The 22,228-nt window shown below is 68.9% G+C and carries 21 protein-coding genes and 1 riboswitch; of the genes, 13 read left to right on the top strand and 8 right to left on the bottom strand.

Features of this window, described 5'->3' with window-relative positions:
• Positions 1 to 73: 73 nt before the first annotated feature.
• Positions 74 to 2,632 carry a TonB-dependent receptor gene (locus Q8O14_01265; GenBank protein MDP2359370.1) on the bottom strand — a complete coding sequence of 853 codons (2,559 nt, stop codon included), beginning with the start codon at positions 2,630 to 2,632 and terminating at the stop codon, positions 74 to 76.
• Positions 2,633 to 2,680: 48 nt separating this feature from the next.
• A riboswitch (TPP riboswitch) is annotated at positions 2,681 to 2,772 on the bottom strand.
• Positions 2,773 to 2,823: 51 nt separating this feature from the next.
• Positions 2,824 to 3,381, bottom strand: a complete 558-nt coding sequence (gene rfbC / locus Q8O14_01260; GenBank protein ID MDP2359369.1) for a dTDP-4-dehydrorhamnose 3,5-epimerase — start codon at positions 3,379 to 3,381, stop codon at positions 2,824 to 2,826.
• An 80-nt stretch (positions 3,382 to 3,461) separates the two neighbouring features.
• On the opposite strand from rfbC, the gene Q8O14_01255 reads away from it, so the two are divergent.
• Positions 3,462 to 4,457 carry a GNAT family N-acetyltransferase gene (locus Q8O14_01255; protein ID MDP2359368.1) on the top strand — a complete coding sequence of 332 codons (996 nt, stop codon included), beginning with the start codon at positions 3,462 to 3,464 and terminating at the stop codon, positions 4,455 to 4,457.
• Between the two features lie 251 nt (positions 4,458 to 4,708).
• On the opposite strand, the gene Q8O14_01250 is transcribed toward Q8O14_01255, so the two are convergent.
• Together Q8O14_01250 and Q8O14_01245 are read right to left on the bottom strand one after the other, a co-directional pair.
• Positions 4,709 to 5,158, bottom strand: coding sequence for a hypothetical protein (locus Q8O14_01250; GenBank protein ID MDP2359367.1), 450 nt, complete (start codon positions 5,156 to 5,158; stop codon positions 4,709 to 4,711).
• Positions 5,158 to 6,099: a hypothetical protein gene (locus tag Q8O14_01245; GenBank protein ID MDP2359366.1), complete on the bottom strand. Its 942-nt coding sequence runs from the start codon at positions 6,097 to 6,099 to the stop codon at positions 5,158 to 5,160. Before Q8O14_01245 ends, Q8O14_01250 begins: the two co-directional genes overlap by 1 nt.
• 176 nt (positions 6,100 to 6,275) lie before the next feature.
• Between Q8O14_01245 and Q8O14_01240 the strand changes: the two genes are divergently transcribed.
• Together Q8O14_01240 and Q8O14_01235 are read left to right on the top strand one after the other, a co-directional pair.
• Positions 6,276 to 7,040, top strand: coding sequence for a TSUP family transporter (locus Q8O14_01240; protein ID MDP2359365.1), 765 nt, complete (start codon positions 6,276 to 6,278; stop codon positions 7,038 to 7,040).
• Positions 7,041 to 7,077: 37 nt separating this feature from the next.
• Positions 7,078 to 7,575 (top strand): hypothetical protein, encoded by a 498-nt coding sequence (locus Q8O14_01235; GenBank protein ID MDP2359364.1) that lies wholly within the window; start codon positions 7,078 to 7,080, stop codon positions 7,573 to 7,575.
• 257 nt (positions 7,576 to 7,832) lie between these two features.
• On the opposite strand, the gene Q8O14_01230 is transcribed toward Q8O14_01235, so the two are convergent.
• Positions 7,833 to 8,204: a phosphomannose isomerase type II C-terminal cupin domain gene (locus Q8O14_01230; GenBank protein MDP2359363.1), complete on the bottom strand. Its 372-nt coding sequence runs from the start codon at positions 8,202 to 8,204 to the stop codon at positions 7,833 to 7,835.
• 576 nt (positions 8,205 to 8,780) lie between these two features.
• On the opposite strand from Q8O14_01230, the gene Q8O14_01225 reads away from it, so the two are divergent.
• From Q8O14_01225 to Q8O14_01195, 7 genes are all read left to right on the top strand, one after another.
• A complete protein-coding gene (locus Q8O14_01225; GenBank protein ID MDP2359362.1) occupies positions 8,781 to 9,605 on the top strand; it encodes a class I SAM-dependent methyltransferase in 825 nt (274 codons plus the stop codon).
• Positions 9,602 to 10,801 carry a HAMP domain-containing sensor histidine kinase gene (locus tag Q8O14_01220; GenBank protein MDP2359361.1) on the top strand — a complete coding sequence of 400 codons (1,200 nt, stop codon included), beginning with the start codon at positions 9,602 to 9,604 and terminating at the stop codon, positions 10,799 to 10,801. Before Q8O14_01225 ends, Q8O14_01220 begins: the two co-directional genes overlap by 4 nt.
• Positions 10,802 to 10,847: 46 nt before the next feature.
• Positions 10,848 to 11,378, top strand: coding sequence for a gamma carbonic anhydrase family protein (locus Q8O14_01215; protein ID MDP2359360.1), 531 nt, complete (start codon positions 10,848 to 10,850; stop codon positions 11,376 to 11,378).
• A gap of 46 nt (positions 11,379 to 11,424) precedes the next feature.
• Positions 11,425 to 12,018 (top strand): NlpC/P60 family protein, encoded by a 594-nt coding sequence (locus tag Q8O14_01210; protein MDP2359359.1) that lies wholly within the window; start codon positions 11,425 to 11,427, stop codon positions 12,016 to 12,018.
• A gap of 74 nt (positions 12,019 to 12,092) precedes the next feature.
• Positions 12,093 to 13,850 (top strand): hypothetical protein, encoded by a 1,758-nt coding sequence (locus tag Q8O14_01205; GenBank protein MDP2359358.1) that lies wholly within the window; start codon positions 12,093 to 12,095, stop codon positions 13,848 to 13,850.
• Between the two features lie 138 nt (positions 13,851 to 13,988).
• Entirely contained in the window at positions 13,989 to 14,138 is a 150-nt protein-coding gene (locus Q8O14_01200; GenBank protein ID MDP2359357.1) for a DUF5679 domain-containing protein, read from the top strand.
• Between the two features lie 129 nt (positions 14,139 to 14,267).
• Positions 14,268 to 15,656 carry a glucose-6-phosphate isomerase gene (locus tag Q8O14_01195; GenBank protein ID MDP2359356.1) on the top strand — a complete coding sequence of 463 codons (1,389 nt, stop codon included), beginning with the start codon at positions 14,268 to 14,270 and terminating at the stop codon, positions 15,654 to 15,656.
• Here the strand turns inward: Q8O14_01195 and Q8O14_01190 are convergent.
• The 3 genes from Q8O14_01190 to Q8O14_01180 are packed head-to-tail and all read right to left on the bottom strand — an operon-like array spanning position 15,630 to position 18,728.
• Complete coding sequence (locus tag Q8O14_01190; protein ID MDP2359355.1) at positions 15,630 to 16,046, bottom strand: 4'-phosphopantetheinyl transferase superfamily protein; 417 nt, start codon at positions 16,044 to 16,046, stop codon at positions 15,630 to 15,632. The genes Q8O14_01195 and Q8O14_01190 overlap by 27 nt on opposite strands.
• Complete coding sequence (locus Q8O14_01185; protein ID MDP2359354.1) at positions 16,036 to 17,013, bottom strand: SDR family NAD(P)-dependent oxidoreductase; 978 nt, start codon at positions 17,011 to 17,013, stop codon at positions 16,036 to 16,038. Before Q8O14_01185 ends, Q8O14_01190 begins: the two co-directional genes overlap by 11 nt.
• Entirely contained in the window at positions 17,013 to 18,728 is a 1,716-nt protein-coding gene (locus tag Q8O14_01180; protein ID MDP2359353.1) for a hypothetical protein, read from the bottom strand. The genes Q8O14_01185 and Q8O14_01180 overlap by 1 nt, the downstream gene beginning before the upstream one ends.
• A gap of 740 nt (positions 18,729 to 19,468) precedes the next feature.
• On the opposite strand from Q8O14_01180, the gene pgsB reads away from it, so the two are divergent.
• Genes pgsB through pgsW form a run of 3 tightly spaced genes read left to right on the top strand, consistent with a single transcriptional unit; the run spans position 19,469 to position 22,213 of the window.
• The gene (gene pgsB / locus Q8O14_01175) at positions 19,469 to 20,635 is read left to right on the top strand and encodes a poly-gamma-glutamate synthase PgsB (protein ID MDP2359352.1); all 1,167 of its coding nucleotides are present in this window, start codon (positions 19,469 to 19,471) and stop codon (positions 20,633 to 20,635) included.
• Positions 20,632 to 21,084 carry a poly-gamma-glutamate biosynthesis protein PgsC gene (pgsC, locus tag Q8O14_01170; protein MDP2359351.1) on the top strand — a complete coding sequence of 151 codons (453 nt, stop codon included), beginning with the start codon at positions 20,632 to 20,634 and terminating at the stop codon, positions 21,082 to 21,084. Before pgsB ends, pgsC begins: the two co-directional genes overlap by 4 nt.
• Positions 21,077 to 22,213: a poly-gamma-glutamate system protein gene (pgsW, locus tag Q8O14_01165; GenBank protein ID MDP2359350.1), complete on the top strand. Its 1,137-nt coding sequence runs from the start codon at positions 21,077 to 21,079 to the stop codon at positions 22,211 to 22,213. Before pgsC ends, pgsW begins: the two co-directional genes overlap by 8 nt.
• Positions 22,214 to 22,228: the final 15 nt, after the last annotated feature.

Here is a 22,228-nt window from a genome sequence, read left to right as displayed (position 1 = left end):
TTTTGACGGGGCCAGCGACGGTGTGCCGGCCGTCCGGGGGGACACGGACGGCTCCTGCCGCTGTCCCGCGCGGTCAGATGCCCAGGCGCACGCCCAGCAGCCAGTTGCGCCCGGCTGCGGGGTAGAGGCAGGGCTGGGGTTCGTAGAGGCCGTCGCCGTTGCTGTCCACCCAGTCATTCCAGTAGCCCGCCGTCTCGTGGTCGCGATCCAGCAGGTTCTCCACCTGGAGGGTGAGGGCCAGGTCGAGGCCGGTCCAGGGCGCCAGGGCGAAGCGGGCGTCCAGGCCCATCGTCGTGCGGGAGGGCAGCGTCTTGGAGTGGCGCAGCCTGCCGGCCCCGTCGAGATAGCGCGGATCGATCAGATCCGGATGAAGGGCGCTGAACTCGTCGTCGCCGGAGGTGTCCAGGTACTGGCGTCCCACGTGTTGCAGGCGCGGCCTCAGGACCAGGCCGGCCAGGGGCCGCCACTCCAGCCAGGCGTTGGCCAGGATGGCCGGGCTGAGGGCGGCGGGGTTGCCCGCCATGTCGCGCCGCACCACCTCGCTGGACCAGTCGGCTCCATAACGTGTCTCGTGCAGGACCAGCTCGTCGATGCGGCCGCGGCTGAGCGTGAGGTTGCCGCCGGATTCGAGGGCGCGGCCCGGGCGCAGGCGGCCCTCCAGCTCGAGGCCGGCATGATGGCTGCGCGGGGCGTTGCCGCGCACGGGGCTCTCCTCGTCCATGCCGCCGTAAGCGACGATCTCGTCGCGCATCTCCAGCCAGTAGAAGTTCAGGGCCAGCTGGTGTCGCCGCCCCCGCCATTCGCCGCCCACCTCCACGTCCAGCATGCGCTCCGGCTTGACCAGGGGGTCGTGCCAGCGCAGGCTGCCGTCGGCCATGGTGTCGGCGCGGGCGAAGAGCGGGCGCCGGCCCAGGTCGTCAGGACCCTCCCAGGCGTTCCAGTACTCGTTGCGGCTGGGTTCGCGGGCGGCGGCGGAGAGGCCGGCGCTCAGGCGCAGACCCTCGCTCAGCTGCCAGCCCAGACCGAGGGCGGGATTGACGAAGAAACGCGTGTCCTCGAAGCGGTTGAGCAGGGATCCCTGGAAGGCCCCGTCGGCGCGCTGGCGGAGGGCATAGCGCGTGTGCTGGGCGGAGAGGGAGGCCGACAGGGAGAGGTCACTTCCCACGGGCAGGACCAGCCCCGCCACCAGCCCCGCCTTCTCCTTGGCGCTCTGATGCGTGTAGTAGCGGCCCTGGGGGGACTGGCCGGCCGGCAGGGGGCTGGCCCAGATGACGCGGCCGAAATGCTCGGCGTCGTAGGTGTAGCCGTTCAGGCCCAGGGTCAGGGTGCCGCCCCAGGCCGCGCGCCGGTTGACGGCGGTCAGGCCGCTCTGGCGCTTGTCGATCCAGCGGCGGTTGACCACATCCACCACGCCCTCGTCCGGCACGGGCAGGCCATAGTCGCCGGGGTCGCGCCCGGTCTTGTAGGTCTCGTAGAAGCCGCTGCCGTCCACGTGATACAAGGTGGCGTCCAGCTCCGACCCGTCGGGCAGCGTGAAGAGAAGCTGCGCCTCGCTGTGCGGCTGGCGGAAATCATCGATGCTGTTGGCGTAGGCCGCGTCGTTGTTCTGGGTGCGGTCCCGCGCCCGGCCGTGCAGGCCGCGCAGCGTGGCGAGGTCCACGCCGTCCCATGCCGTGTGGGTCAGCTCGTGGCCGGTGTAGTGGGTCAGGCGCAGGGCGCCGCCCGGCAGGAAGCGGCGGGCGGAGAAGAAAGCGCCCCAGGTCTCCACGGCCGTGGCGTCGCGCCAACCGGCCGTGGCCACCTGGCTCCAGCGGGCCTCCATCTGCCAGGTGCCATCCACCAGGCCGCTGGACCAGCCCAGGCTGTGACGCCAGGTGTCGAAACTGCCCCGCGCCGTCTCCAGGCGAAGTCCGGGCTCGTCCGCCAGATCAGTCAGGAGATTGATGCTGCCGCCGAAGTTGCTGCCCCCGAAGAGGCCCGTGCCCGTGCCGCGCTGGATCTGGGCGTCGCGCAGGCTGCGCCCCAGGTCGGGCAGGTCCACCCAGTAGACGTAGTGGTCCTCGGGGTCGTTGATGGGCACGCCGTTGACCAGCACCTCGATCCGCTTCTGGTCGAACCCGCGCAAGCGGATCTCGTTGTAGCCGATGGCCGTGCCGGAGTAGCTCATGGTGGTGAGGGAGGGCGTTCCGTCCAGCAGGCGGCTGAGATCCTGGCCGTGGTGGGCCAGCTCCAGGTCGGCGCGACCCAGGTTGGTGTGCGTGACGGGCAGGGTGCCCTCCCCGGCGCGGGTGGCCGTCACCGTGACGGGGCGGCCCTCGAGCAGGCTGGGCGCCAGGCGCAGGGCGAGCGGTGCACCGGCGGCCGCGTCCAGTTCCAGCGAGGCATAGCCCAGGTGCGTGACCCGCAGGCGCCGGGTCTCGTCGTCGGGCAGCTTGAGGGTGAAACGACCGCGGGCGTCGGTGGCGGCGCCGGCGCGCCAGCCCACCACCTGGACGTGGACGCCCTCCAGGGGCAGGCCCCGCTCGTCCAGCACCTCGCCCTGGAGCAGGGCGGCGCCGGCGGTGGAGGCGGCAAGCAGCAGCAGTCCGGCCGCGCGCGCGGCCGGGCGGGTCAGGAGACGACCAAGAGACATGGACCTTCCTCCTTGGGCGAGAAAGGGCGCGGTAACGGGACGGGCTGGGGAAGGAATTCCGCTGTTCCCTGCGCCGGCATTATCCGGATCAGGTTCGGAGGGTATGCTCTCAGCCAGTTACGGCACCCCTACAACGTTCGACTGGGAAAGAATCAGGGACGGGTCCAACATGCCATTGGCGGGGCGGATGGTCAACCGCCCCACTCCGCTGCCAGCCGGGCGCGCAACTCGGCCAGGGTGGGCGCCTGCCGATCCCGCTCGGAGAGAAGCGGATCGGCCAGCGGCCAGGCCACGCCGACCTCGGGATCGTTCCAACGCAGGGTGGCGTCGGCCTCGGCCAGGTAGGGCTCCGTGCAGAAGTACTCGAAGTCGGCCGACTCGCTCAGCACGCAGAAACCGTGGGCGAAGCCCGGCGGAATCCAGAGCTGCTCCTGCCGGGCGGCGGTCAGCCTGGTCCCGGTCCAGCCGCCGAAAGTGGGCGAGCCGGGGCGCAGGTCCACGGCCACGTCGAAGACCTCCCCGGCGCAGACGCGCACCAGCTTGCCCTGCGGCCGCCGCCATTGGAAATGGAGGCCGCGCAGGGTGCCCCGCCGGCTGTGGCTGTGGTTGAGCTGCACGAAAGGGCCGGGCAGGCCGGCGGCCGCGTAGCGCTCCTGTTGCCAGACCTCGACGAAGAAACCCCGCCCGTCGCCGTGGACGCGGGGCTGGATGAGCCGGACTTCGGGGATCGACAGGGCGCGTTGTTCCATGCATGCCTCCGCGCCGAAAGTAGGAATCAGGGCCAATTGCCACCTTCCCTCCGCCCGCAGTGTGTGACAGGAGGATCGGCATGGGGGAAGGGGTCAGCCACAGCCGCACCCTCGCCTTGCCGGACGAATCCGACTGGCGCGCCCTGCTCGAAGAAGCGCCGGTGGCCTCCGTGTATCACACCCCGGAGTTCTTCCGCGCCCTCCAGTTGTCGGGCCTCCCCTGCCGTCTGGTGCAGGTCCGGCGCGACGGCCGGTTGGCCGGGCTGGCCATCGTCCTGCTTGACCGCCTCTTTCCCGTTCCCCTCATCGGCTGGAAGGCCTTCGCCCCCGCCGGCCTGCTCGCCCTTGACATGGACAGCCGCCGCGAGTTGATGCGCGAGCTGGATCGCCTCCTGCCCCGGCACTGCCTCTATTTCGAGCAGTACGTGGAGGGACGGGAACAGGACGACCTGATGGCCGGCCTCGGCCTGCGCACGGACCGGCACCGCAACTTCCTGGTGGATCTGGAAGCCCCCATGGACATCCTGCGCGGGGCTTACAGCCGCGGCCTCCGGCGCAACATCCGCGCCGGCCGCTCGCACGGCTTCGCCTGGCGGCTGGCCCGCGGGCCGGAGGAGCTGCGCGGTGTCCACGCCCTGCTGCTCGAGACCAGCCGTCGGGTGGCGGCGCCGCCCCTGCCCTGGCCCCTGCTCAAGGCGGTGTATCACGAGCTGGTGCCCGCCGGCATGTGCCGCATCTACCTGGCCGGCCTGCCCGGCGGCCCCCCGGTCAACGCGCGGGTGGAACTCCTCCACGGGGGACGGGCCATCGACTGGTACACGGGAACGGCCGCCGGCTGGGGGGACAGCCAGGTCGGCAGCTGGCTGGTGGACTGCATCCTGGAGGACCTGCGCGAGCGGGGCATCCGCCTCTTCGACTTCGGCGGGGCGGGCCGGGTGGGCGAATCCTACGGGCCGGCCGAGTTCAAGCGCCGCTTCGGCGGGCGCGAGGTCGAGATCAGCCGCCACCTGTGCCTCTACCACCCGCGTCTCACCAAGGTGGCGCGTTTCGCCTGGCGGCTCCACCGTCGCCAGTGAGATCCTGCCCGGGCGCCACTCCGGCCTAGTGGACCGATTCCCGTGATCTGCCGGCTGCTGTTTGCTGCACAATGCATGGGAGACGGAACAATGGAAAGCTCGCAAACCCTACGGGAAGCGCCCAGACCGCCCATCGCCGCGTTGCCGCGCCTTGACGCAGCCCCACTGCGCCGGCGGCGCGGACGCCTTGCGCTGGACGGCCTGTGCCCGTCATCATCCGACATCTCACGAGAATCGGTCCACCAGCTGTCTCAGCGCAGTTCGGGATGCCCCGCGAGTCCGCCCTGCCAAGCGGTCAGGAAGAGGAGGGCGCAGGCGGCCAGACCCAGGATCAGCGCCAGGAGGTGGAGGGCGCGGCCCGGATCCTGCCCCTGGCGCCGCTGGAGCGGTATCTGCAGCAGGGCCAGGGCGGACAGGACGGTGGCGAGCAGGGCGGCCCGCCCGGTCAGTCCATGGGTCTCGGCCAGCGCCTGCGCCTCCCAGCCCGCCTCCCCCGCCGCCGCGCGCAGCCGCTCGAAGGCGGCGCCACCGCTGAGATAGGCGCCGGCCGCCGCCGCGGCGCAGAACAGCCACAACCAGGCTCCGCCGGTCTGCCAGAAGCGCTCGCCCCGCCGGGTGGCCAGGGTCCAGACGCCCAGCGCCAGGGGCAGTCCGATCACGGGCAGGTGGACGAGGACCAGGTGCAGGTGGACGACATCCATCAGTGGTCGCTGGTGCCGATCGCCCGGCGCGGGTCGACGCCCTGCTCCAGTTTTGAGTAATCCAGCTCGCTGCCGCGCATGCTGTGGGGGATGAGGTAGGCGCCGGTCATCACCACGGCGGCCAGCACCACGATGAGGCGGTTGAGGATCTCCCGCGGCCGCGCTCGCAAGCCGATGATGCTGCAGGCCAGGATCCAGGCCAGCCACATGACGAGCATCTTGTTGTCGGTGAGGTCCCGGCCGAGGGGGAAGCCCGTCCAGTAGTGCCCGAAGGCGAACTTCTGCACAAGCGGCCCCAGCACCATGCCGCCCAGGGACATGCCCCCCAGCGCCACCCAGGCCTGCCGCCGCATGCGGCCGGGGTCGGCCAGGGCGGAGAGTCCGGCCCGCATCCCCACCAGCACGGCGAAGAACATGAGCACGACGTGTGGCCACAGGACGTGGCCGGGCACCGGGTCCTTGTAGCGGATGACGATGGCCTCCTCGTGGTCCTCCGGAATGCGGATCAGGCCGTGCGGGGTCGTCAGCTCGATGAAGTACTCCAGCTTGCCGGCGGGGGGCTGCATGGGGAGGAGGGCCACCAGGCGATCGGCCAGCTCCTCCTGCTCGCGGCCGCCCAGCCCGGGCAGGAGGTCCGCCGCCGGGCAGAGATCCACCGGCCGCCAGGGTTCCTCCCGCTTGAAGCGCTTCCAGTAGAGCGTGCCCGAGATTCGCCCGCCGGCCGCCGGCAGCAGCACCCGCGCCTCGCGCGTGGTCTCCTGGCTGCGCACCAGCCGGTAGCGGTGGCTTTCGCCCGCCACCACGATCTCGCCGCGGCGTGGATAGGTGGGGCCGGTGCGGCGCTGGTAGACGATGGCGCTGAACATGATGAGCAGGGCCAGGGCCCAGAGCAGGCCGTTGAAGAAACGGCCCCGAAGGCGGGGCGTGGTGGTGGCGGTCATGGCACTCCCAGGATTTGTGTGACGGCGCAAGTTAGGGGATGGCGTCGCCGGATTGTCGACCAAGCGTCACGGGCGGCGGCGCGTATCCTACCTTGGGGCCAGGCCGGCGATGGCCGGCCGCGCAGACAGAGCGGCGGGGGCATGCGTCAACGATCCCACTCAACGGTCGCGTCATGATGGAGGTCATGCCGGGTGCGGGCGTCCTTCTGCTCTTGTGGCTGGCCGCCCTGCTCGCCGGCTTCGTGGATTCCATCGCCGGCGGCGGCGGCCTGATCACGCTGCCCGCCCTCCTCGCCGCTGGTTTGCCGCCCCACTTCGCCCTGGGCACCAACAAGCTGCAGTCCAGCTTCGGCAGCTTCAGCGCCGCCATCCATTACCGCCACGGCGGCCTCGTGCGCTTTCGCAACCTGCTGCCCGGCGTCGCCTTCACTTTCATTGGAGCCGTCCTGGGCACCACCGCCGTCCAGGCCCTCGATCCGGGTTTCCTGCGCTGGCTCATCCCGCTGCTGCTCGTCCTCATCCTGGGCTGGACCTTCCTCCGGCCCAACCTGGGCGAGGCGGAGGGCCGGCCCCGCCTGCGGCCCCTGCCCTTCTTCATGGCGTCCGGTCTGGGCATCGGTTTCTATGACGGGTTTTTCGGACCCGGGACGGGCACCTTCTGGACCGCGCTGCTGGTGGGCGTGCTGGGCATGAACCTGAAAAGCGCCACGGCCACGACCAAGGTGGTCAACTTCACCTCCAACGTCACGGCGCTGGGCGCTTTCGCCCTGGGCGGCCATGTGCTGCTGGTGCCGGGCCTGGTGATGGGCACCGGTCAGTTCCTGGGCGCCCGCCTGGGCTCCCGCCTGGTCATGCGCCGGCATGTGGGACTGGTGAGGACTGTCTTTCGACTGGTGGTGACGGCCACCCTGCTCAAGCTGGTCTGGGACCTGGTTGGTTGACCAGGGCCGAAATGGCAAACACGACACGGAGGAAACCATGAACGCACAAATCGCCCGACTGCTTACGGTGGCGGTCTGCCTGCTCCTGACGGCGCCGCTGGCGGCCCAGGACGAGGCGCCCCTGGGCGACGCCCGCCTGCGTCCGCTGCTGGCCGAGGCCGGCCTCATCCACGAGCTGGACCCCGACGGGGAGTACCGGCTCCTGCTCGAATTCGAGGATGGCCGCACCCAGCTGGTCTTCATCCGCTCCGGGACAAGCAACCTGGAAGGCCTGGAGGTGAGGGAGATCTATTCGCCGGGCTGCCTGGGCGACACCCTGGCCTCCTCGATGGTCATGACCTTGCTCCTCCACGCCAACCACGACGTGATCATGGGGGCCTGGGAATACCAGGCATCCACCCAGGGCGACGTGGCCCTCTTCTGCGCCAGGATCCCGGCCGATCCGGACGCCGCCGTGCTGCGCCGGCTGGTGGGTCTGGTGGGCCAGGTGGCCGACGACATGGAAGAGTTGCTCACCGGCAAGGACGATCTCTGAGCGGTGGACGCGGCGGGCCAACCGGGCGCCCGTCCATTTGACAGAATGGGCGCGGGTGTTCGGGATCGGGCGGTTGCCAGTCGGATGCTGAACACATGGCGAAGCCCCACCGTGAAGGGGCAAGCTGTTAGAAGGAGTTGAACGCGATTTCGGCGACAGGCACGTGGTTTGCTCCCCTGCCCCTCGGTCCTCCGGGGGCTAGAGGATCGCCTGCAGACACACAGCATCGAACAAATGACCGGCGGCACGAGCGCCGGTCATTTGCATGAGCCCGGGGGCACGCGGCCGTAGTCATCCTCCCGACGCTCGATGTCGTCCTCGCCGAAATAATCCCCGGTCTGCACCTCGATCAGCACCAGATCCACAGCGGCCGGGTTGCGCACCCGGTGCCAGGCGCCCAGGGGAATGTCCAGCGAGTCCCCCGCCGCCACCTGCCGGGCCTGCCCGTCCAGGTCGACCACGCCCTGGCCCGCCGCCACGAACCAGTGCTCGCGCCGCCGGTGGTGGCGCTGGAGGGACAGGCGTTGACCGGGCTGCACGAGGATGCGCTTGACTTTCATGTCAACCGCATCCAGCAGCACCTCGAAATGGCCCCAGGGGCGCTGGCTTGTCTCCGGTCCGCTCGTCATGATCCTCCCCCTTGGTCCAGTCCTGTTGTCACAGCTCGTCTGGTCCGGACCTCCATGGCTCCCCGGCCTGGGTCCCGGCGCGGCAGGAAGGGACGGGCGACCGCCGCCCGGGTGAAGGAAACAAAAGAAGGCGGCCCTCGCGGGCCGCCTTCCAGGTCCCTGCCATCCGTCCGGCGCGGGATCGTGCGTTCCGGACTTCACTTGACGCCACTGGATCGCCTGAAGGCCATCCCCGAGACATCCACTCTGGCGCGCCACGCCTGGGCCGCGTCGGGTGCGGGACAGGCCTGGACGGACCGCCGGGACCAGGTTTGAGCCATGCCATCACCGTCCGCCGAGGCGGGCGATGGATTCTGGAGCTTCGAGTCGCCCGGTGGCGGCATTCCTGGAAATGCAGGTCGGGCAGGTTCAGGGCGACCGGTCTCCAGCAATTAGTGTTCCAGTAGGCAAATGCTTGTTGGCCAAGGGAAAGCTCCTGAAGTGAAGCTGGACTCTTGCCCACCATGTGCAAGATCTGGCACCCGCTGGCGGCGAGGGCGCCTTGCATGGGGCAAGGACCGGCCCTATGTTGGCCGCATGAATTACGACCCTGTCAAGGGCCGGCTGGCGCGTCTCTTCCTGCGCCGGGCCTGGATGAAGCGCCTTCTTTTTTTCCTCTCCCGCCAGTTCTTCCTGCGGGAGCTGGAGGTGCGCCGCGCCCTGCGGACCCTGGCCGGGCAGGGCCTGCGCCCGCGGCGCATCCTGGACGCCGGCACCGGCTTCGGTCAGTACGTGCCCGCCCTGCGCCAGGCCTTTCCCCAGGCGGAGGTGGTGTCCGTCGATCTCAATCCGGCCTGCGTGGAAGCGCTGCGGGACTACTGCCGCGACACCCGCCTGGGCGGCGTACGGGCCGAGGAGGGCGATCTGCTTGCCCTCCGCCTGGAGTCTCCCGTCCAGTTGGTGCTCAACGTGGACGTGGTGGAGCATATCGAGGACGACCGGCGCGTCTTCCGCAATTTCGCCGCCGTATTGGATGAAGGCGGCCTGCTGCTTCTGCACACACCTGCCATGGAGGATGGACTGGACGAGGACGAGGTGCTTCGGCGCACGCCCACGGTCGGGGAGCATGCCCGCATGGGCTACACCAGGGCCATGATGCGGGAGCGGCTGGCCCAGGCCGGGCTGGAGGAGGTCTGGCTGCGCTCCACCTATGGGCGGGCCGGCGGCCTCGCCTGGCTGCTGGGCGTGCGCGCTCCCATGCGTCTGCTGGGTCTTGGCCTCTGGACCCTCCCTTTGGTGCTGCCCTGGGTGCTGCTCGTGCTGCTGCCGGTGCGCCTGCTCAATGAGCTGGACCTGCGCGGGATGCGGCAGGAGGGCGGCTGCCTGCTGGTGCTTGCCCGCAAAGCGGCGGCGCTCGCGTGAAGCCGCTGCGAGCACGCCTGCGGCTGGGCGGAGCCCGGGCTGGCGGCATGATCAAGGGCATCCTGCTGCTGGTGGGCGTGGCCACCGCCATCGTCATCCTCTTCATGGCACGCAGCCTGGTGGAGGACCTGCGGGCGGAGGCGCGGCGCAACCTCACCGTGCGGGTGGAGCACTACGGCCTGTTGGCCACGCATTACCCGGAGGCGGTGCTGGACTTCATCCGCACCATCGATTTCCCACTGGTCTACACGGATGCCCGCGGCAACCCGAAGTTCTGGAAGAACCTGGATTCCGCATTGGACGAGGAGAACGAGGCCAACCGCGAGACGATCCGCCGCCTGGTCCAGCAGATGGACCTGGTCCACGAGCCCATCCCCTTCCAGTACGACACCATCACCGACTATTTCCACTACGGGGACTCCAAGCTGGTCGAGCGCGTCCAGCTCTTTCCGGTCTTCACCCTGGTCGCCTCCCTGCTGGTGGGCTTGCTGGGCTACCTGGGCTTCCACCAGATCCGCCGGGCCGAGGAGAGCGGCGTGTGGGTGGGCATGGCGCGGGAGACGGCCCATCAGCTGGGAACGCCCATCTCCAGCCTGATGGGCTGGATCGAGGTGCTGGAGGCCGATCCGGGGATGGGGGAGGCCCTCGAGCAGATGAAGCTGGACACGGCGCGCCTGGAGAAGATCGCCTCCCGCTTCAACAAGATCGGCTCCGCGGTGGAGCTGGCCGCTGTCGACCTGCCGCGGCTGCTGGAGCGGGTGGTGGACTACTTCGGCAGCCGCCTGCCCCGTGGTGGGCGCGACATCTCCTTCGAGATCGTCGTCGAGCCGGGGCTGCCGCCGGCCCGCCTCAACGCCTTCCTCTTCGAATGGGTGATCGAGAATCTGGTCAAGAACTCCCTGGATTCGCTCAGCCTGGGCGGCGGCCAGATCCGCCTGGAGGCGAGAAGCGCCCGCCAGGGGCAGCGGGTGGTGCTCGACGTCTCCGACACGGGGAAAGGCGTGGATCCCGCCATCAAGGAGGAGATCTTCCGCCCCGGCTTCACGACCAAGAGCCGCGGCTGGGGCCTGGGCCTCTCGCTGGCCCGCCGCATCGTGGAGGAATACCACCGCGGTCGCATCTTTGTCCACGACACCCGGCCGGGACGGGGCATCACCTTCCGCATCATCGTGCCCGCCGCCCGCCGGTCCGCCTGATCCGATGGGAGTGGCCGGCGCCGCGCGGAGACTGAAAGGAGACATCATGCGCTTTGGACATGTGCTGCCCTTCGAGGGAAAGACCCCGCGCCTGGCCGACGACGTGGCGGTCATGCACGGCGCCCTGGTCCTGGGCGACGTGGAGATCGGCGCCGGCAGCAGTGTCTGGTTCAACACGGTGGTGCGGGGCGACGTCAACTACATCCGCATCGGCGAGCGCAGCAATGTGCAGGACGGCTCCGTCCTCCACGTCACCCACGAAACGGCCCCGTTGCGCATCGGGCACGACGTGACGATCGGCCACATGGCCATGCTGCACGGCTGCACGATCGAGGACTGCGTCCTGATCGGCATGCAGGCCACCGTGCTGGACGGCGCCATCGTGGGGACCGAGTCCCTGGTGGCGGCCGGTTCGGTCGTGCTGGAGGGGATGATCATTCCCCCCCGCTCCCTGGTGGCGGGCTGCCCGGCCAAGGTCAAGCGGTCGCTGACGCCCGGGGAGGTGGCCGCCCTGCACCAGAGCGCCGCCCATTACGAGGCCTACGTTGAGCGCTTCCGTGCCAGCAGCTGGAAGTAGGCAAACCCGTCCCCCGCGGTGGCGCCGTGCCCCGGCTGTGGCGGGCTTGCTGCTGCTGGCCTCCCTGCTCGTGCTCGGCGGCTGCTCCGGGTTGCGCGGCCATCCCCGCTTCGGGCCGGAGGGGACGCGGCCGGCGGAGTCGCCCGCCGATTCCGCCCGCCAGGAACGCAAACTCTCCCGGCAGGAAGCGAAGGCCAAGCCGAGGGATGCGCGCAAGGGAGGCGGTCTCCCCTCCTTCCGGCTCCACGCCCAACCCCGCCCGGAGGTGCTGAAGGCGGCCCACAAGTACCTGGGCGTACCCTACCGCTACGGAGGCAACACGCGCCGCGGCATGGATTGCAGCGGCCTCGTCTGGCGGGCCGCCCGCGACGCCTGGGGGCGCGAGCTGCCCCGCTCCTCGGCGGAGATGGCGCGTCTGGGCATGCCCGTCTCGCGCGCCGAGCTGCAGCCGGGGGACCTCGTCTTCTTCCACACTGGCAGCCGGCGCCGCATCTCCCATGTGGGCATCTACGAGGGAGGGGGACTCTTCATCCACAGCAGCACGACCAAGGGGGTGGAGATCGCCGGCCTGGATGAAGGTTACTGGCGGCGTCGCCTGATCAGCGCCCGCCGCGTCAGCCCCGAGACATTGTCCCGTTGAACCAGATAGGGCACTCCACTCGTCGGGATTGCGATATTGCGCCGGGAAGTTGTGAAATGGAAAGAAAGGGTCGCATGACCATCATCAAAAGGATCCTCAAGGTCCTTTCCTCACTGGGTCTGGGCGTGACCCTGCTCTTCCTCATCGCCGTCATCCTGGCCTTCGCCACCAAGCTGGAATCCTCCACCTCCACCCACTTGGTGCAGGCCTACGTCTATCGGACAGGTTGGTTCGACTTCCTGCTGGCCCTCTTCGCCCTCAATCTCAGTCTGGCCACCTGGAAGCTGCGGCCCTGGCGTTTGCGCCACATCGGCGTGATCATGATCCACAGCTCGATCCTCGCCATCCTGCTCGGCGCCTGGATGACCCGCCACTATGGCTTCGAGGGGACCCTGACCATGGACGAGGGGGAGAGCGCGGACTTCATCACCATGCGGGACATGGTGCTCACGGTCTACGATCCCCAGCAGCCGGACCAGGCTCGCCTGATCCACCCCACTTCCCTGAGCAGCAGCCCGCCGCGGGAGTTCATGAACAAGTCCTACGAGGTGCCGGGGGGCGGCACCTTCACGGTGGACCGGTTCTACACCGACGCCCAGCCCCGCATGGAGATCAAGGAGGACGGCCCGGTGGACAACCCGGGCCTGCAGCTCCGCTTCCAGTCGGCCATGTTCCAGGAAGAGCTCTGGCTCTTCCCGCGCCGCCCCGGGGAGAACCGCCGCGACTTCAACGGCCTGCTGCGCTTCGAGGCCTTCGAGTACCCCGACCTCGCCTCCTGGCAGGCCTCGCTGCGCACGGCCAGCACGGGCTCCCTTTCCTTCACCCTGTCCGGCGCCCGGCGCACGGTCCAGTTGCCGTCAGTGGGGGATTCCCTCATCCTGGGGGGCGGGCTCAGCCTCCAGCTGGCCCGTGTCTACCGCAATTTCTCCATGAACGAGCAGGGCGCCCTCCTGGACCTGCCCGGCCCGGCCGCCAATCCGGCCCTCGAGTTCCACCTGCGGCGCGACGGCGCGGGCGACCGCTACCTCTTCTTCCGCAACATGCCGGGCTTCGACGCCCTGCTTGGGGCCACTCCCACCTTGCCCCGGCTGGGCGGGCTGGACTGGGAGCCGGTCTTCTCCGACACCGATCTGGGGGAGAAGCTGGTGCGGCTGGCCTTGACCGGGGACGGCCTCCGCGTCGCCTGGCTGGAGGAAGGTCGGGTGCGGGAACAGCCCGTGGCCGTGGGCGGGGCGCCTCTCGTGCTTCCCTGGATGGGCTTCCAGCTCTCGGTGGACCAGGTGCTGCGCAAGGCCTGGCGTCAGGAGGAGATGGAGAACCTGGGCGTGAAGGGCGAGATGCCCGCCGTCCGGCTGCGCACGGAGAAGGACGGTGTCGTCGAGCAGAGATGGCTGCGCCTGGGTCAGCGCAAGCCCATCCAGGTGGATGGCGCCACCTGGCTGGTCGGGCTCGAGCAGAATCGTGTAGCCCTTGGCTTCAACCTCACCTTGCGTGATTTCGTCGAGGATCGCTACCCCGGCTCCATGATGGCGGCCGGCTACGCCTCCTTCGTCCTGCTGGATGATCCCGAACAGGGCATCCAGGGCCGCGAGATCGAGATCTCCATGAACAACACCCTGGTGCACCGGGGCTACAAGTTCTTCCAATCGAGCTTCCGGCGCAGCCAGCAGCGGGGCGGCGTGGAGACGACCATCCTCTCGGTCAACAACGATCCCGGGCATCTGGTCGTCTACGTCGGTTCGGTCTTTCTGGTCCTGGGCTTGATCGTCGTCTTCTTTCTGAAGCGGAAACTGATCGAGCTGGAGCGGCGCTTCCACAACCCAGGGGCCTGAGGCGGGCCGGGTGGGGAAACCGCGCCCAGTCTGGCCAGCTTCAAATAGGCGATTTTTGCTTTGAGAATTTGTGCAGGAAATCCCTAGTTTGTGACGGCGATCAACAAGGGAGGGCTTATGTCGCACTCTGGCTATTGCATGCGTTGCCGCGCTCATCGTGACATGAAGGATGTGGTCCAATTGGCCATGAAGAACGGCCGCAACGCCGTGAAGGGCAACTGCAGCGCCTGCGGCGCCGGCATGTACAAAATCCTGCCGGCCGAGGAGAAAACGCCCAAGAAGATCTGACCATTCGGGTGTCATCATGACGACCCACGTCGCCGCACCTTTGGACTGCGGCACGAGATAAGTGCGACAAGCCACCCTGAACCCCCAGGGTGGCTTTTTCTTGGCGGCGGATGAATTGGGAGGACTCGCATGAGCGGCTTGCTGGGGATCGATCTGGACCTGATGCTGGCGGACAACCTGCCGGGCGGACGGGGCCTGCAGCGGGAGGAGTTTTCGAAGCTGGCGCCCCGCCTGGAGGACTTCCGCCAGCTCCTGGGACGCATGGTGGACAGCGGCGAGGGCACCTTCGCCAATACCTTCCGACGACCGGAGGCGGCGCAGGGCCGGGCTCTGGCCGAGCGCCTGGCCGGCCGCTTCGAGGATTTCCTGCTCATCGGAATTGGCGGTAGCACCTGGGGCACCATTGCCATCCAGGCCGCTCTCTGTCACGGCTGGTGGAATGATCGACCCGAGCTGCGCGGCGGACGGCCCCGTTTCCATGTCCTGGACAACAGCGACCCCGATACCCTGCGCGAGACCCTGGCCTGCCTGGAACCGGCCAGGACCCTGGTCAACATCGTGAGCAAGTCCGGCACCACGGCGGAGACGGCGGCCAATTTCATGGCGGTCGGCGCCTGGCTGGAGCAGCGGCTGGGCGCCGCCTGGCGCGAGCACCTGGTCGTCACCACCGACGCCGGCCAGGGTCTGCTCCAACGCATCGCCGCCCGGGAGGGGCTGGCCGTGCTCGACATTCCGCCGCGCACGGGCGGACGCTTCTCCCTCCTCACCAATGTCGGCCTCTTTCCCGCCGCCATGCTGGGCCTGGACACGGAGGCCCTCCTCGCCGGCGCCGAGGCCCTCACCCTTGATGTCGTGACGCGGCCCCTGCCGGACAACCGGCTCTTGACCGCCGCCGCCGCCGCCTGGCTCTGGTTCGGCCGCCTGGGCGCCGTGCATGTCATCATGCCCTACTCGCGCCGACTGCGCTACGTGGCCAATTGGTACGTGCAGTTGTGGGGGGAGTCGCTGGGCAAGCGGACGGACCGCCAGGGGCACCTCGTCCATGCCGGCAGCACGCCGCTGGGCGCGCTGGGCGCGGCGGACCAGCACAGCCTCCTCCAGCTTTTCATGGAGGGGCCCGCCGACAAACTGGTGAGCTTCCTGCGCCTGGAGCGGTTCGCCGGCCCCAGCCCCATTCCCGCCGTCTACCCCGGGGACGAGGAGATCGCCTACCTGGGCGGGCACGACCTGGGGGAGCTGATCAACGCGGAGCAGGAAAGCACAGCCGAGGCCCTGCGCGAGGCGGGCCGCGGCAGCCGCACGATCAGCCTGCCCTCGCTGGACGCCTACTGGCTGGGCCAGCTCTTCCAGTTCTTCATGCTGGAGACCTTCGTCAACGGCGAGCTGCTCGACATCAACACCTTCGACCAACCGGGCGTGGAGGCGGGCAAGCTGCTCACCTATGGCCGCATGGGCCGCCCCGGCTTCACGGCCGGCGGTGCCGCGCGCAGCTCACGCCTGGGTTTCCCCGCCGGCTGACGCCGCGGCGGGGGAGTGGAAGGCCAGCACCTCGGCCCAGGCATGCCGGGCATCCGCCTGGCAGTGGCCGTCCAGGCGGAGGGTGGCCGTCCGTGGATCGAGCGCGCACAGCCGGTAGCCTTCCGGCGCCGGCAGAGCTTCGATGCGGGAGATGCCCAGGGGGATGTGCCGCCACAGGGCCTTGACCGCCGCCTCCTTCAGGCAGAAGAGGCGGAGGGCCAGGCCCGGGCCGTCCGCCGCGCGGGCGATCGCCTCTTGCTCCTTCGCCGTGAACCAGCGGCCCAGGAAGGCGGGGTCGCGCGCCAGGACGCCCTCCAGCCGGCTTCGCTCCTCCGTGTCGCACCCGACGCCGATCAAGCGGTCGCGCGGAGGGGGGGGCTCAGGTGTCAAAGGAGCCTCCCGGCCGCAGCCCCTGCTCGCGCAACCATTCCAGCGTGAGACGCAGGCCCTCCTCGAGAGGAACGCGGGCGGTCACGCCCAGCACGCGGCGGGCGGGTTCCGGATCGCAGCAGAGGCGCTCCACCTCGCTGGCCGCCGGACGTTTCCGCTCCGCGCGGCACTCCACCTGCAAAGGCCGTCCCACCAGCTTCTCGGCCAGGCGCACCACGTCCATGATCGACGTCTCCCGGCCACTGCCATAGGTGGTGACACGGCCCAGGGCCGCGGGGCGGAGGCCGGCGGCGAGGAAGGCCTCCACTGTATCGGCCACGTAGTTGAAATCCCGCGTGGAGGCGGTCTCGCCCAGCCGGATGGTGGAACCCGCCAGGGCCTGGCCGAGAATGGCCGGAATGACGGCGCGTCCGCTCTGGCCGGGACCATAGGTGTTGAAGGGACGCAGCACGGCCACGGGCAGCCCGAAGGAGCAGTGGTAGGAGAGGGCCAGCTGGTCGGCGGCGATCTTCGAGGCGGCGTAGGGCGACTGGGCCGCCAGGGGATGGTCCACCGGCATGGGGACGAGGCGGGCGCTGCCGTAGACCTCGCTGGTGGAGGTGATCACCACGCGGCCCGGTCCCGCCTCGCGGGCGGCCTCGAGCAGGGCCAGGGTTCCGCCCGCGTTCACGCGGAAGACCTCGGCCGGACAGGCGTAGGAATGGGGGATGCCCACCAGCGCGGCCAGATGGAAGACGATGTCCGCGCCCTCCATGGCGCGGCGCAGGAGGGCGCGGTCGCTGATGTCGCCGCGGTGGATCTCCGCCTGCTCCAGCAGGTCGGCCGGCAGCTGGCTCGCCACCGGCTGCGAGGTGTAGCGCAGCAGCACGCGCAGACGGGCGCCCTCCTTCACCAGGCGTCGGCAGAGGTGGCGGCCGATGAATCCGCCGGCGCCGGTCACCAACACGGTTCCGCCCTGACAGGTCATCACGGATCCTCCGCTTCCCACATGACGGGCATGGGCGGCGGCGGCGCTCCCGCCTCGTCCCGGCCCACAGCGATCACCCGGTACTGGGCGCGGCCCAGCCGCAGGGCGTGGCGATGGGTCCAGGCGCAGGTCGCGGTGTGGCCCAGCACCTGATGGGGCGTGCGGTCCACCCGCTCGATGCGGTAGTACTCGGCCCCCAGCACGGGATTCCACAGAAGGAGGGCATGACCGCAGAAGGCGTGGATGCGCAGCTCCGGCGCCTGGATCGGGGCGAGCAGATCAACCTCGAGGTCGTCGATGAACCACATGTCCACCGCGTTGGTCCCGCCATAGAGCAGACCCAGATCATGCAGACCCGTGCTGGGGGCGGTCCAGGTGTGCCAGGGCACGGTGAACCACTCCCCTTCCGGACCGAGCCAATCCGGACTGCCCAGATCCGGCTCGGCCAGGACCTGCCACTGCGCGGTGAGGGGATCCCGCCAAGCCAGCGCATGCTGCACCATGGCGCTGCGGTTGCGCTGGTACTGGGCCCAGCGCAGGCGCAACTGGTCGCCCTGCCTCAGGAACAGGCCGCGCAGGTAAAGGATGTCCTGGACGACAAGGCCGCCGGCCGGCATGCTGTGCCCCATGAACGGTTCCGGGCGGCCCAGGCCGCGGTAGAGGCTCCAGTTGCCGGTGGCCGGACCCTCGGCCCCCAGCTGCGCCGTGGCCACGTCCCACTCGTCCCAATCGGCCAGCAGCAGGTCGGCCGTGCTGGAGGCGGCGTTCAAGGTCAGCTGCCGGTTGGCCTCGTTGGCGGCGTTGCTCTGCAGCGTGAGCAGGCTGGTGGAGACGGTGTCCACCTGGGGGGCGTTCCAGGCGAGGCAGAGCAGCAGCGTGTCGGGCGGCATGAGGCTGTCCGGACCCACCAAGCGGCAGGACCAGTCCGGTCCGGCCACACTGGCCTGGTTGACGATGAGCGGACCGGTGCCCTGGTTGATGAGCGGCACCTCCAGCTCCAGGGGGTGTCCCGCCCGGCCGCGACCCAGGTCCAGCTGGGTCCAGGGGAAGTGCAGATGGGCCTGCGTGTTGTCCAGCCACACGTCGGCGCAGTAATGCATGTCGCCGAAGGGCGTGCCCAGCTGATCCCCCCACCACATCACCTGGTTGCTCATGAGGAAGAAGGAGTGTCCGCTGTAGCTGCCCAGGGAGGCCGTGACATAGGCCACCGTGTCCACGGAGGCGGCCGGCTGGAAGGCCAGGCCGAGATAGAACTCCTCGCCCAGGGAGAAGGGGAAGGGTGTGTCCAGCGGCAGGGTGAGGATGGTGTTGCCCACCGTGTCGGCGTCCAGGCTGACCATCTGCTCGAAGGGTCCGGGCAGGCCGCCCACGCGCCGGTGGACGGTCAGGCTGAGGATGCCCACATGGCGGACCGAGCCTGGATAGTTGTTGTAAAGACGAAGTTCGAAGGCGTTCATGTGGCCGGAGGCGCCGGGGGTGACCCGCTGGTAGAGGAGGCCTTGGTTGCCGAAGAGGGGATGGGGCAGCTTGACGAAGTAGGCGGCGTCGGCGTGGTAGCAGAGCAGGGCGTCGTCGCGCTGCCCCGTGCGGTCCGCCAGGTATCCCACGGGAACAGGTTGGCTGGGCGGGGCCGGAACGGGCATGGCGAAAGCGGCTGTGGCCAAGAGGAAGAGCAGCAGCAAGCCGCGATGGACCCCTTGGACCACTCCTGACATCTTGACCGCCATGAGATCCCATATCCTTTTCTGTCGCGCCGCGCCCGTCGGCCGGTCCGTGGCGAGGGCCGGCGTTCCGGCGCCAGTTGAGACCAACGCAAAGATAAGGCCAAGTGTCAATCCGACAATGGCTTTCCCGCAGCCGGCGGGCCAACGCCGCGTTGCTGCCGCTTGACCAAGCACCCCTGCGCCAGCGGGTCAGCGGCTTTGCGATGGCCGGTGTGGTGGCTTCATCACCCGACCTTTCCACGAGATTCTGTCCACTGATTGTCGGGTTTGGACACCTCGTGGTCCTCATCGCCTCAATCGGCCTGGATGCTCCGCAGCTTTCTCGCACATACCACCAGTATGCGCCGCGAAATCTTCGTAAGACCGGTCTCGAGATGTGCGCGAATCCCAGCGAAGGTCCAAGCCTGACAGGCTGCCAGACGCTCTGACAAGAATTCCAGACATGGATCCATGGGGCCGTCGGCGCCTCCGGCGGACGGGCCGTTCACGCATCAGGATCTTGTTCCAGTCAACTGGTTGATAGACATGGGGAATTGCCCGCAGGGGCCTGATGCTTCGCCTGCCGATCTTTCCGACATTGTCCACCGTGTCATCAAGCTGTTCTGGCTTGATTTGTGCTTGCTGGAACGCTTTTGCTCACATGCTCCGCCCCCCATCCCCCCCGCGCCAGGCTGGCGTGGAGACGGCCTGGGCCGGCGGAAGGCGCCAGGGGGATCAAGTCCGGAACGTGTATGACCATCATCGCTTTGCTGCTTTTGTTGATCATCGCATTGGGCATTTTCGAGTATAGGCGGCATCAGCGGCACCTCCGCTCCATTCCCATTCGCATCCACGTCAACGGAACCCGCGGCAAGTCGAGCGTCACGCGGTTGGTCGCCGGCGCCCTGCGGGCGGGGGGCCTGGCCACCATCGCCAAGACCACGGGCAGCGCGCCGCAGGTCATCCTTGAGGACGGCTCCGAGATTCCCATCGTCCGGCCGCGCGGGGCCAACATCATCGAGCAGACCCGCGTCGTCGCCTATGCCGCCCGTCGTGGGCCCCGCGCCCTGGTCATCGAATGCATGGCCGTCCAGCCGGAGTACCAGTGGATCGCCGAGCACCGCATGGTCCGCTCCACCATCGGGGTCATCACCAACGCCCGGCCCGACCACCTGCGGGAGATGGGCCCCACCGTGGAGAACGTGGCGCGCAGCCTCTGCAACACGCTGCCCGTGGGCAAGGTGGCCTTCACCTGCGAGCACAAGCTCTTCGCCCTGATGAAGCGGGAGGCCGCCCAGCGCGGCACCGTCCTCCACGAGGTGGTCGACCACGACGTGAGCGACGAGGACATGCGCCCCTTCAGTTACATCGAGCACAAGGAGAACGTGGCCCTGGCCCTGGCTGTCGCCGCCCAGGTCGGGATCGGGCGGGAGGTGGCGCTGGAGGGCATGTACCGCGCGGCGCCGGACTGCGGCGCCCTCAAGAAGTACTGCCTGGAGCACGAGGGACGCCACGTCACCTTCGTCAACGCGCTGGCCGCCAACGACCCCGAGAGCACGCTGGCCATCTGGCAGCGCGTGACGGGCGTGCAGGACAACCCCGGCGCCACCGTCTTCATCCTCAACACCCGCAAGGACCGCTTCGAGCGCAGCGAGCAGCTGGTGGAGATGGTGCACCAGGACACGGCCTGGGAGCGCCTCATCCTCATCGGCGAGGTGACGGACAAGCTGCTGGGCGTCTGCTACCGCATGGGCCTGCCCCAGGAGAAGGTGGTCAATCTGGGGACGGTCCATCCGGAGCTGACCTTCAACACCGTGATCAACCTGCCCTTCCCCGTCATGACGGTGATGGGGATCGGCAACGTCCACGGCGGCGGTCATGAGGTGGCCCATTACTTCCGCGACAGGAGTGCGGCATGATCGAAATCAGCGTCGGCCTGGGAGTGATCCTCAGCATGATCTTCCAGGAGGTGATCGGCGTCTCGGCCGGCGGCATCGTCGTGCCCGGCTACGTGGCCCTGCAGATGCACGATCCCCTGCGCCTGTTGGGCACCTTCCTTGTCAGCTTCGCCACCTTCGGCATCATCCGGGGCCTCTCCCTGGTGATGTTCATCTACGGCCGGCGCCGCCTCGTCCTCTCCATCCTCATCGGTTTCGTGCTGGGCTACTTCTCCCGGCAGTCCACCTTCTACGACCTTTTTGGCGTGGATTTGCAGATGCAGGCGGTGGGCTTCATCATCCCCGGCCTCATCTCCAACTGGATGGACAAGCAGGGCGTGGTCAAGACCCTGCTCTGCCTGCTGCTGGTGGCCTCCTGCGTGCGGCTGCTGCTCATGCTCGTGACGGGGGGGGAAATCTTCCATGTTTAAGCCCAGTCTCAAGTCGATCTGGACCCTGGTCGTCCTGGCCTTGATGGCCTACGGGCTCTACAACTGGGCCGAGCGCAGCCGTGTCCCCGTCAAGCGGCCCCATCACGAGGAGAAACTGGCCGCCGCCCGCCTGATGGAGAGCTGGATTGGCATCCTGCGGGACGCCAAGGCCCCCGCCGCCGCCTTCGTGGACGAGGTCAACGACCCGGACCGCACGCTGCTCATCGGCCAGAAGCACACGCCCATCACCTCCACGGACGGCAACCACCAGGCCAAATTGGCCACCACCAATCCCAACACCGCCGCCATGATGGTCCAGATCTTCAAGGAGGCGGGCCTCGAGCGCGGCGACAAGGTGGCCCTGGGGGTGACCGGCTCCTTCCCCGGGCTCAACCTGGCCGCCTATGCCGCCTGCCGCGTGTTGGAGCTGGAACCGGTCATCATCACCAGCGTCTCCAGCTCCTGGTACGGCGCCAATGACCCCGACTTCACCTGGCTGGACATGGAGAAGGTGCTGGTCGACAACGGACAAATCACCTTCCGCAGCGTGGCCGCCTCCATCGGCGGCGCCGACGACCGCGGCCGCAGCCTTTCGCCCGAGGGGCGCGCCCTGGTGCGGGCCGCCATCGAGCGCAACGGCGTGGGCTATCTCAATCCGGAATCGCTTGAGCAGGCGGTGGACGGACGCATCCGGGTCTACCGGGAGGCGGTGCGGGAGTCCCTGCGCGGCTACCGGGCCTACATCAACATCGGCGGCGGCGTGGTCAGCCTGGGCCACCCGGACAACGCGCACGTCATCCCGCTGGGTTACACGCGACATCTGCAGGACGACAGTTATCCGGCCAAGGGCGTGGTGCACCACTTCTCGGACAACGGCGTCTCGATCATCAACTTCAAGTACGTGCCGTCGAAGTTCGCCGCCATGCTGAAGAAGCACGGCATTCCCTGGCGGCCCGGGCACGTGCCCCTTCCCGGCGAGGGCAGCATGTTCGCCGAGGAGCGCTATGACCTGCGCGTGGTGGGTCTGGCCGTGGCGATCATGGCGGTGATGGTGCTCCTGGTGATCCGCTTCGATCTGCGCATGCAGCGTCTGGGGGAGATGCCGGCCGGACCCGACGAACACATCTGATGACCAGGGCCGCCC

It is taken from the genome of bacterium (assembly GCA_030685015.1).
Lineage (GTDB): Bacteria > CAIWAD01 > CAIWAD01 > CAIWAD01 > CAIWAD01 > CAIWAD01.
This window is presented reverse-complemented; position numbering and strand designations above follow the sequence as displayed.

Bases quoted from the DNA above. Each gene is read 5' to 3' on its own strand.
- Q8O14_01265 (MDP2359370.1), bottom strand. From the start codon at position 2,632: ATGTCTCTTGGTCGTCTCCTGACCCGCCCGGCCGCGCGCGCGGCCGGA.
- rfbC (MDP2359369.1), bottom strand. From the start codon at position 3,381: ATGGAACAACGCGCCCTGTCGATCCCCGAAGTCCGGCTCATCCAGCCC.
- Q8O14_01255 (MDP2359368.1), top strand. From the start codon at position 3,462: ATGGGGGAAGGGGTCAGCCACAGCCGCACCCTCGCCTTGCCGGACGAA.
- Q8O14_01250 (MDP2359367.1), bottom strand. From the start codon at position 5,158: ATGGATGTCGTCCACCTGCACCTGGTCCTCGTCCACCTGCCCGTGATC.
- Q8O14_01245 (MDP2359366.1), bottom strand. From the start codon at position 6,099: ATGACCGCCACCACCACGCCCCGCCTTCGGGGCCGTTTCTTCAACGGC.
- Q8O14_01240 (MDP2359365.1), top strand. From the start codon at position 6,276: ATGGAGGTCATGCCGGGTGCGGGCGTCCTTCTGCTCTTGTGGCTGGCC.
- Q8O14_01235 (MDP2359364.1), top strand. From the start codon at position 7,078: ATGAACGCACAAATCGCCCGACTGCTTACGGTGGCGGTCTGCCTGCTC.
- Q8O14_01230 (MDP2359363.1), bottom strand. From the start codon at position 8,204: ATGACGAGCGGACCGGAGACAAGCCAGCGCCCCTGGGGCCATTTCGAG.
- Q8O14_01225 (MDP2359362.1), top strand. From the start codon at position 8,781: ATGAATTACGACCCTGTCAAGGGCCGGCTGGCGCGTCTCTTCCTGCGC.
- Q8O14_01215 (MDP2359360.1), top strand. From the start codon at position 10,848: ATGCGCTTTGGACATGTGCTGCCCTTCGAGGGAAAGACCCCGCGCCTG.
- Q8O14_01205 (MDP2359358.1), top strand. From the start codon at position 12,093: ATGACCATCATCAAAAGGATCCTCAAGGTCCTTTCCTCACTGGGTCTG.
- Q8O14_01200 (MDP2359357.1), top strand. From the start codon at position 13,989: ATGCGTTGCCGCGCTCATCGTGACATGAAGGATGTGGTCCAATTGGCC.
- Q8O14_01195 (MDP2359356.1), top strand. From the start codon at position 14,268: ATGAGCGGCTTGCTGGGGATCGATCTGGACCTGATGCTGGCGGACAAC.
- Q8O14_01185 (MDP2359354.1), bottom strand. From the start codon at position 17,013: ATGACCTGTCAGGGCGGAACCGTGTTGGTGACCGGCGCCGGCGGATTC.
- Q8O14_01180 (MDP2359353.1), bottom strand. From the start codon at position 18,728: ATGTCAGGAGTGGTCCAAGGGGTCCATCGCGGCTTGCTGCTGCTCTTC.
- pgsB (MDP2359352.1), top strand. From the start codon at position 19,469: ATGACCATCATCGCTTTGCTGCTTTTGTTGATCATCGCATTGGGCATT.
- pgsC (MDP2359351.1), top strand. From the start codon at position 20,632: ATGATCGAAATCAGCGTCGGCCTGGGAGTGATCCTCAGCATGATCTTC.
- pgsW (MDP2359350.1), top strand. From the start codon at position 21,077: ATGTTTAAGCCCAGTCTCAAGTCGATCTGGACCCTGGTCGTCCTGGCC.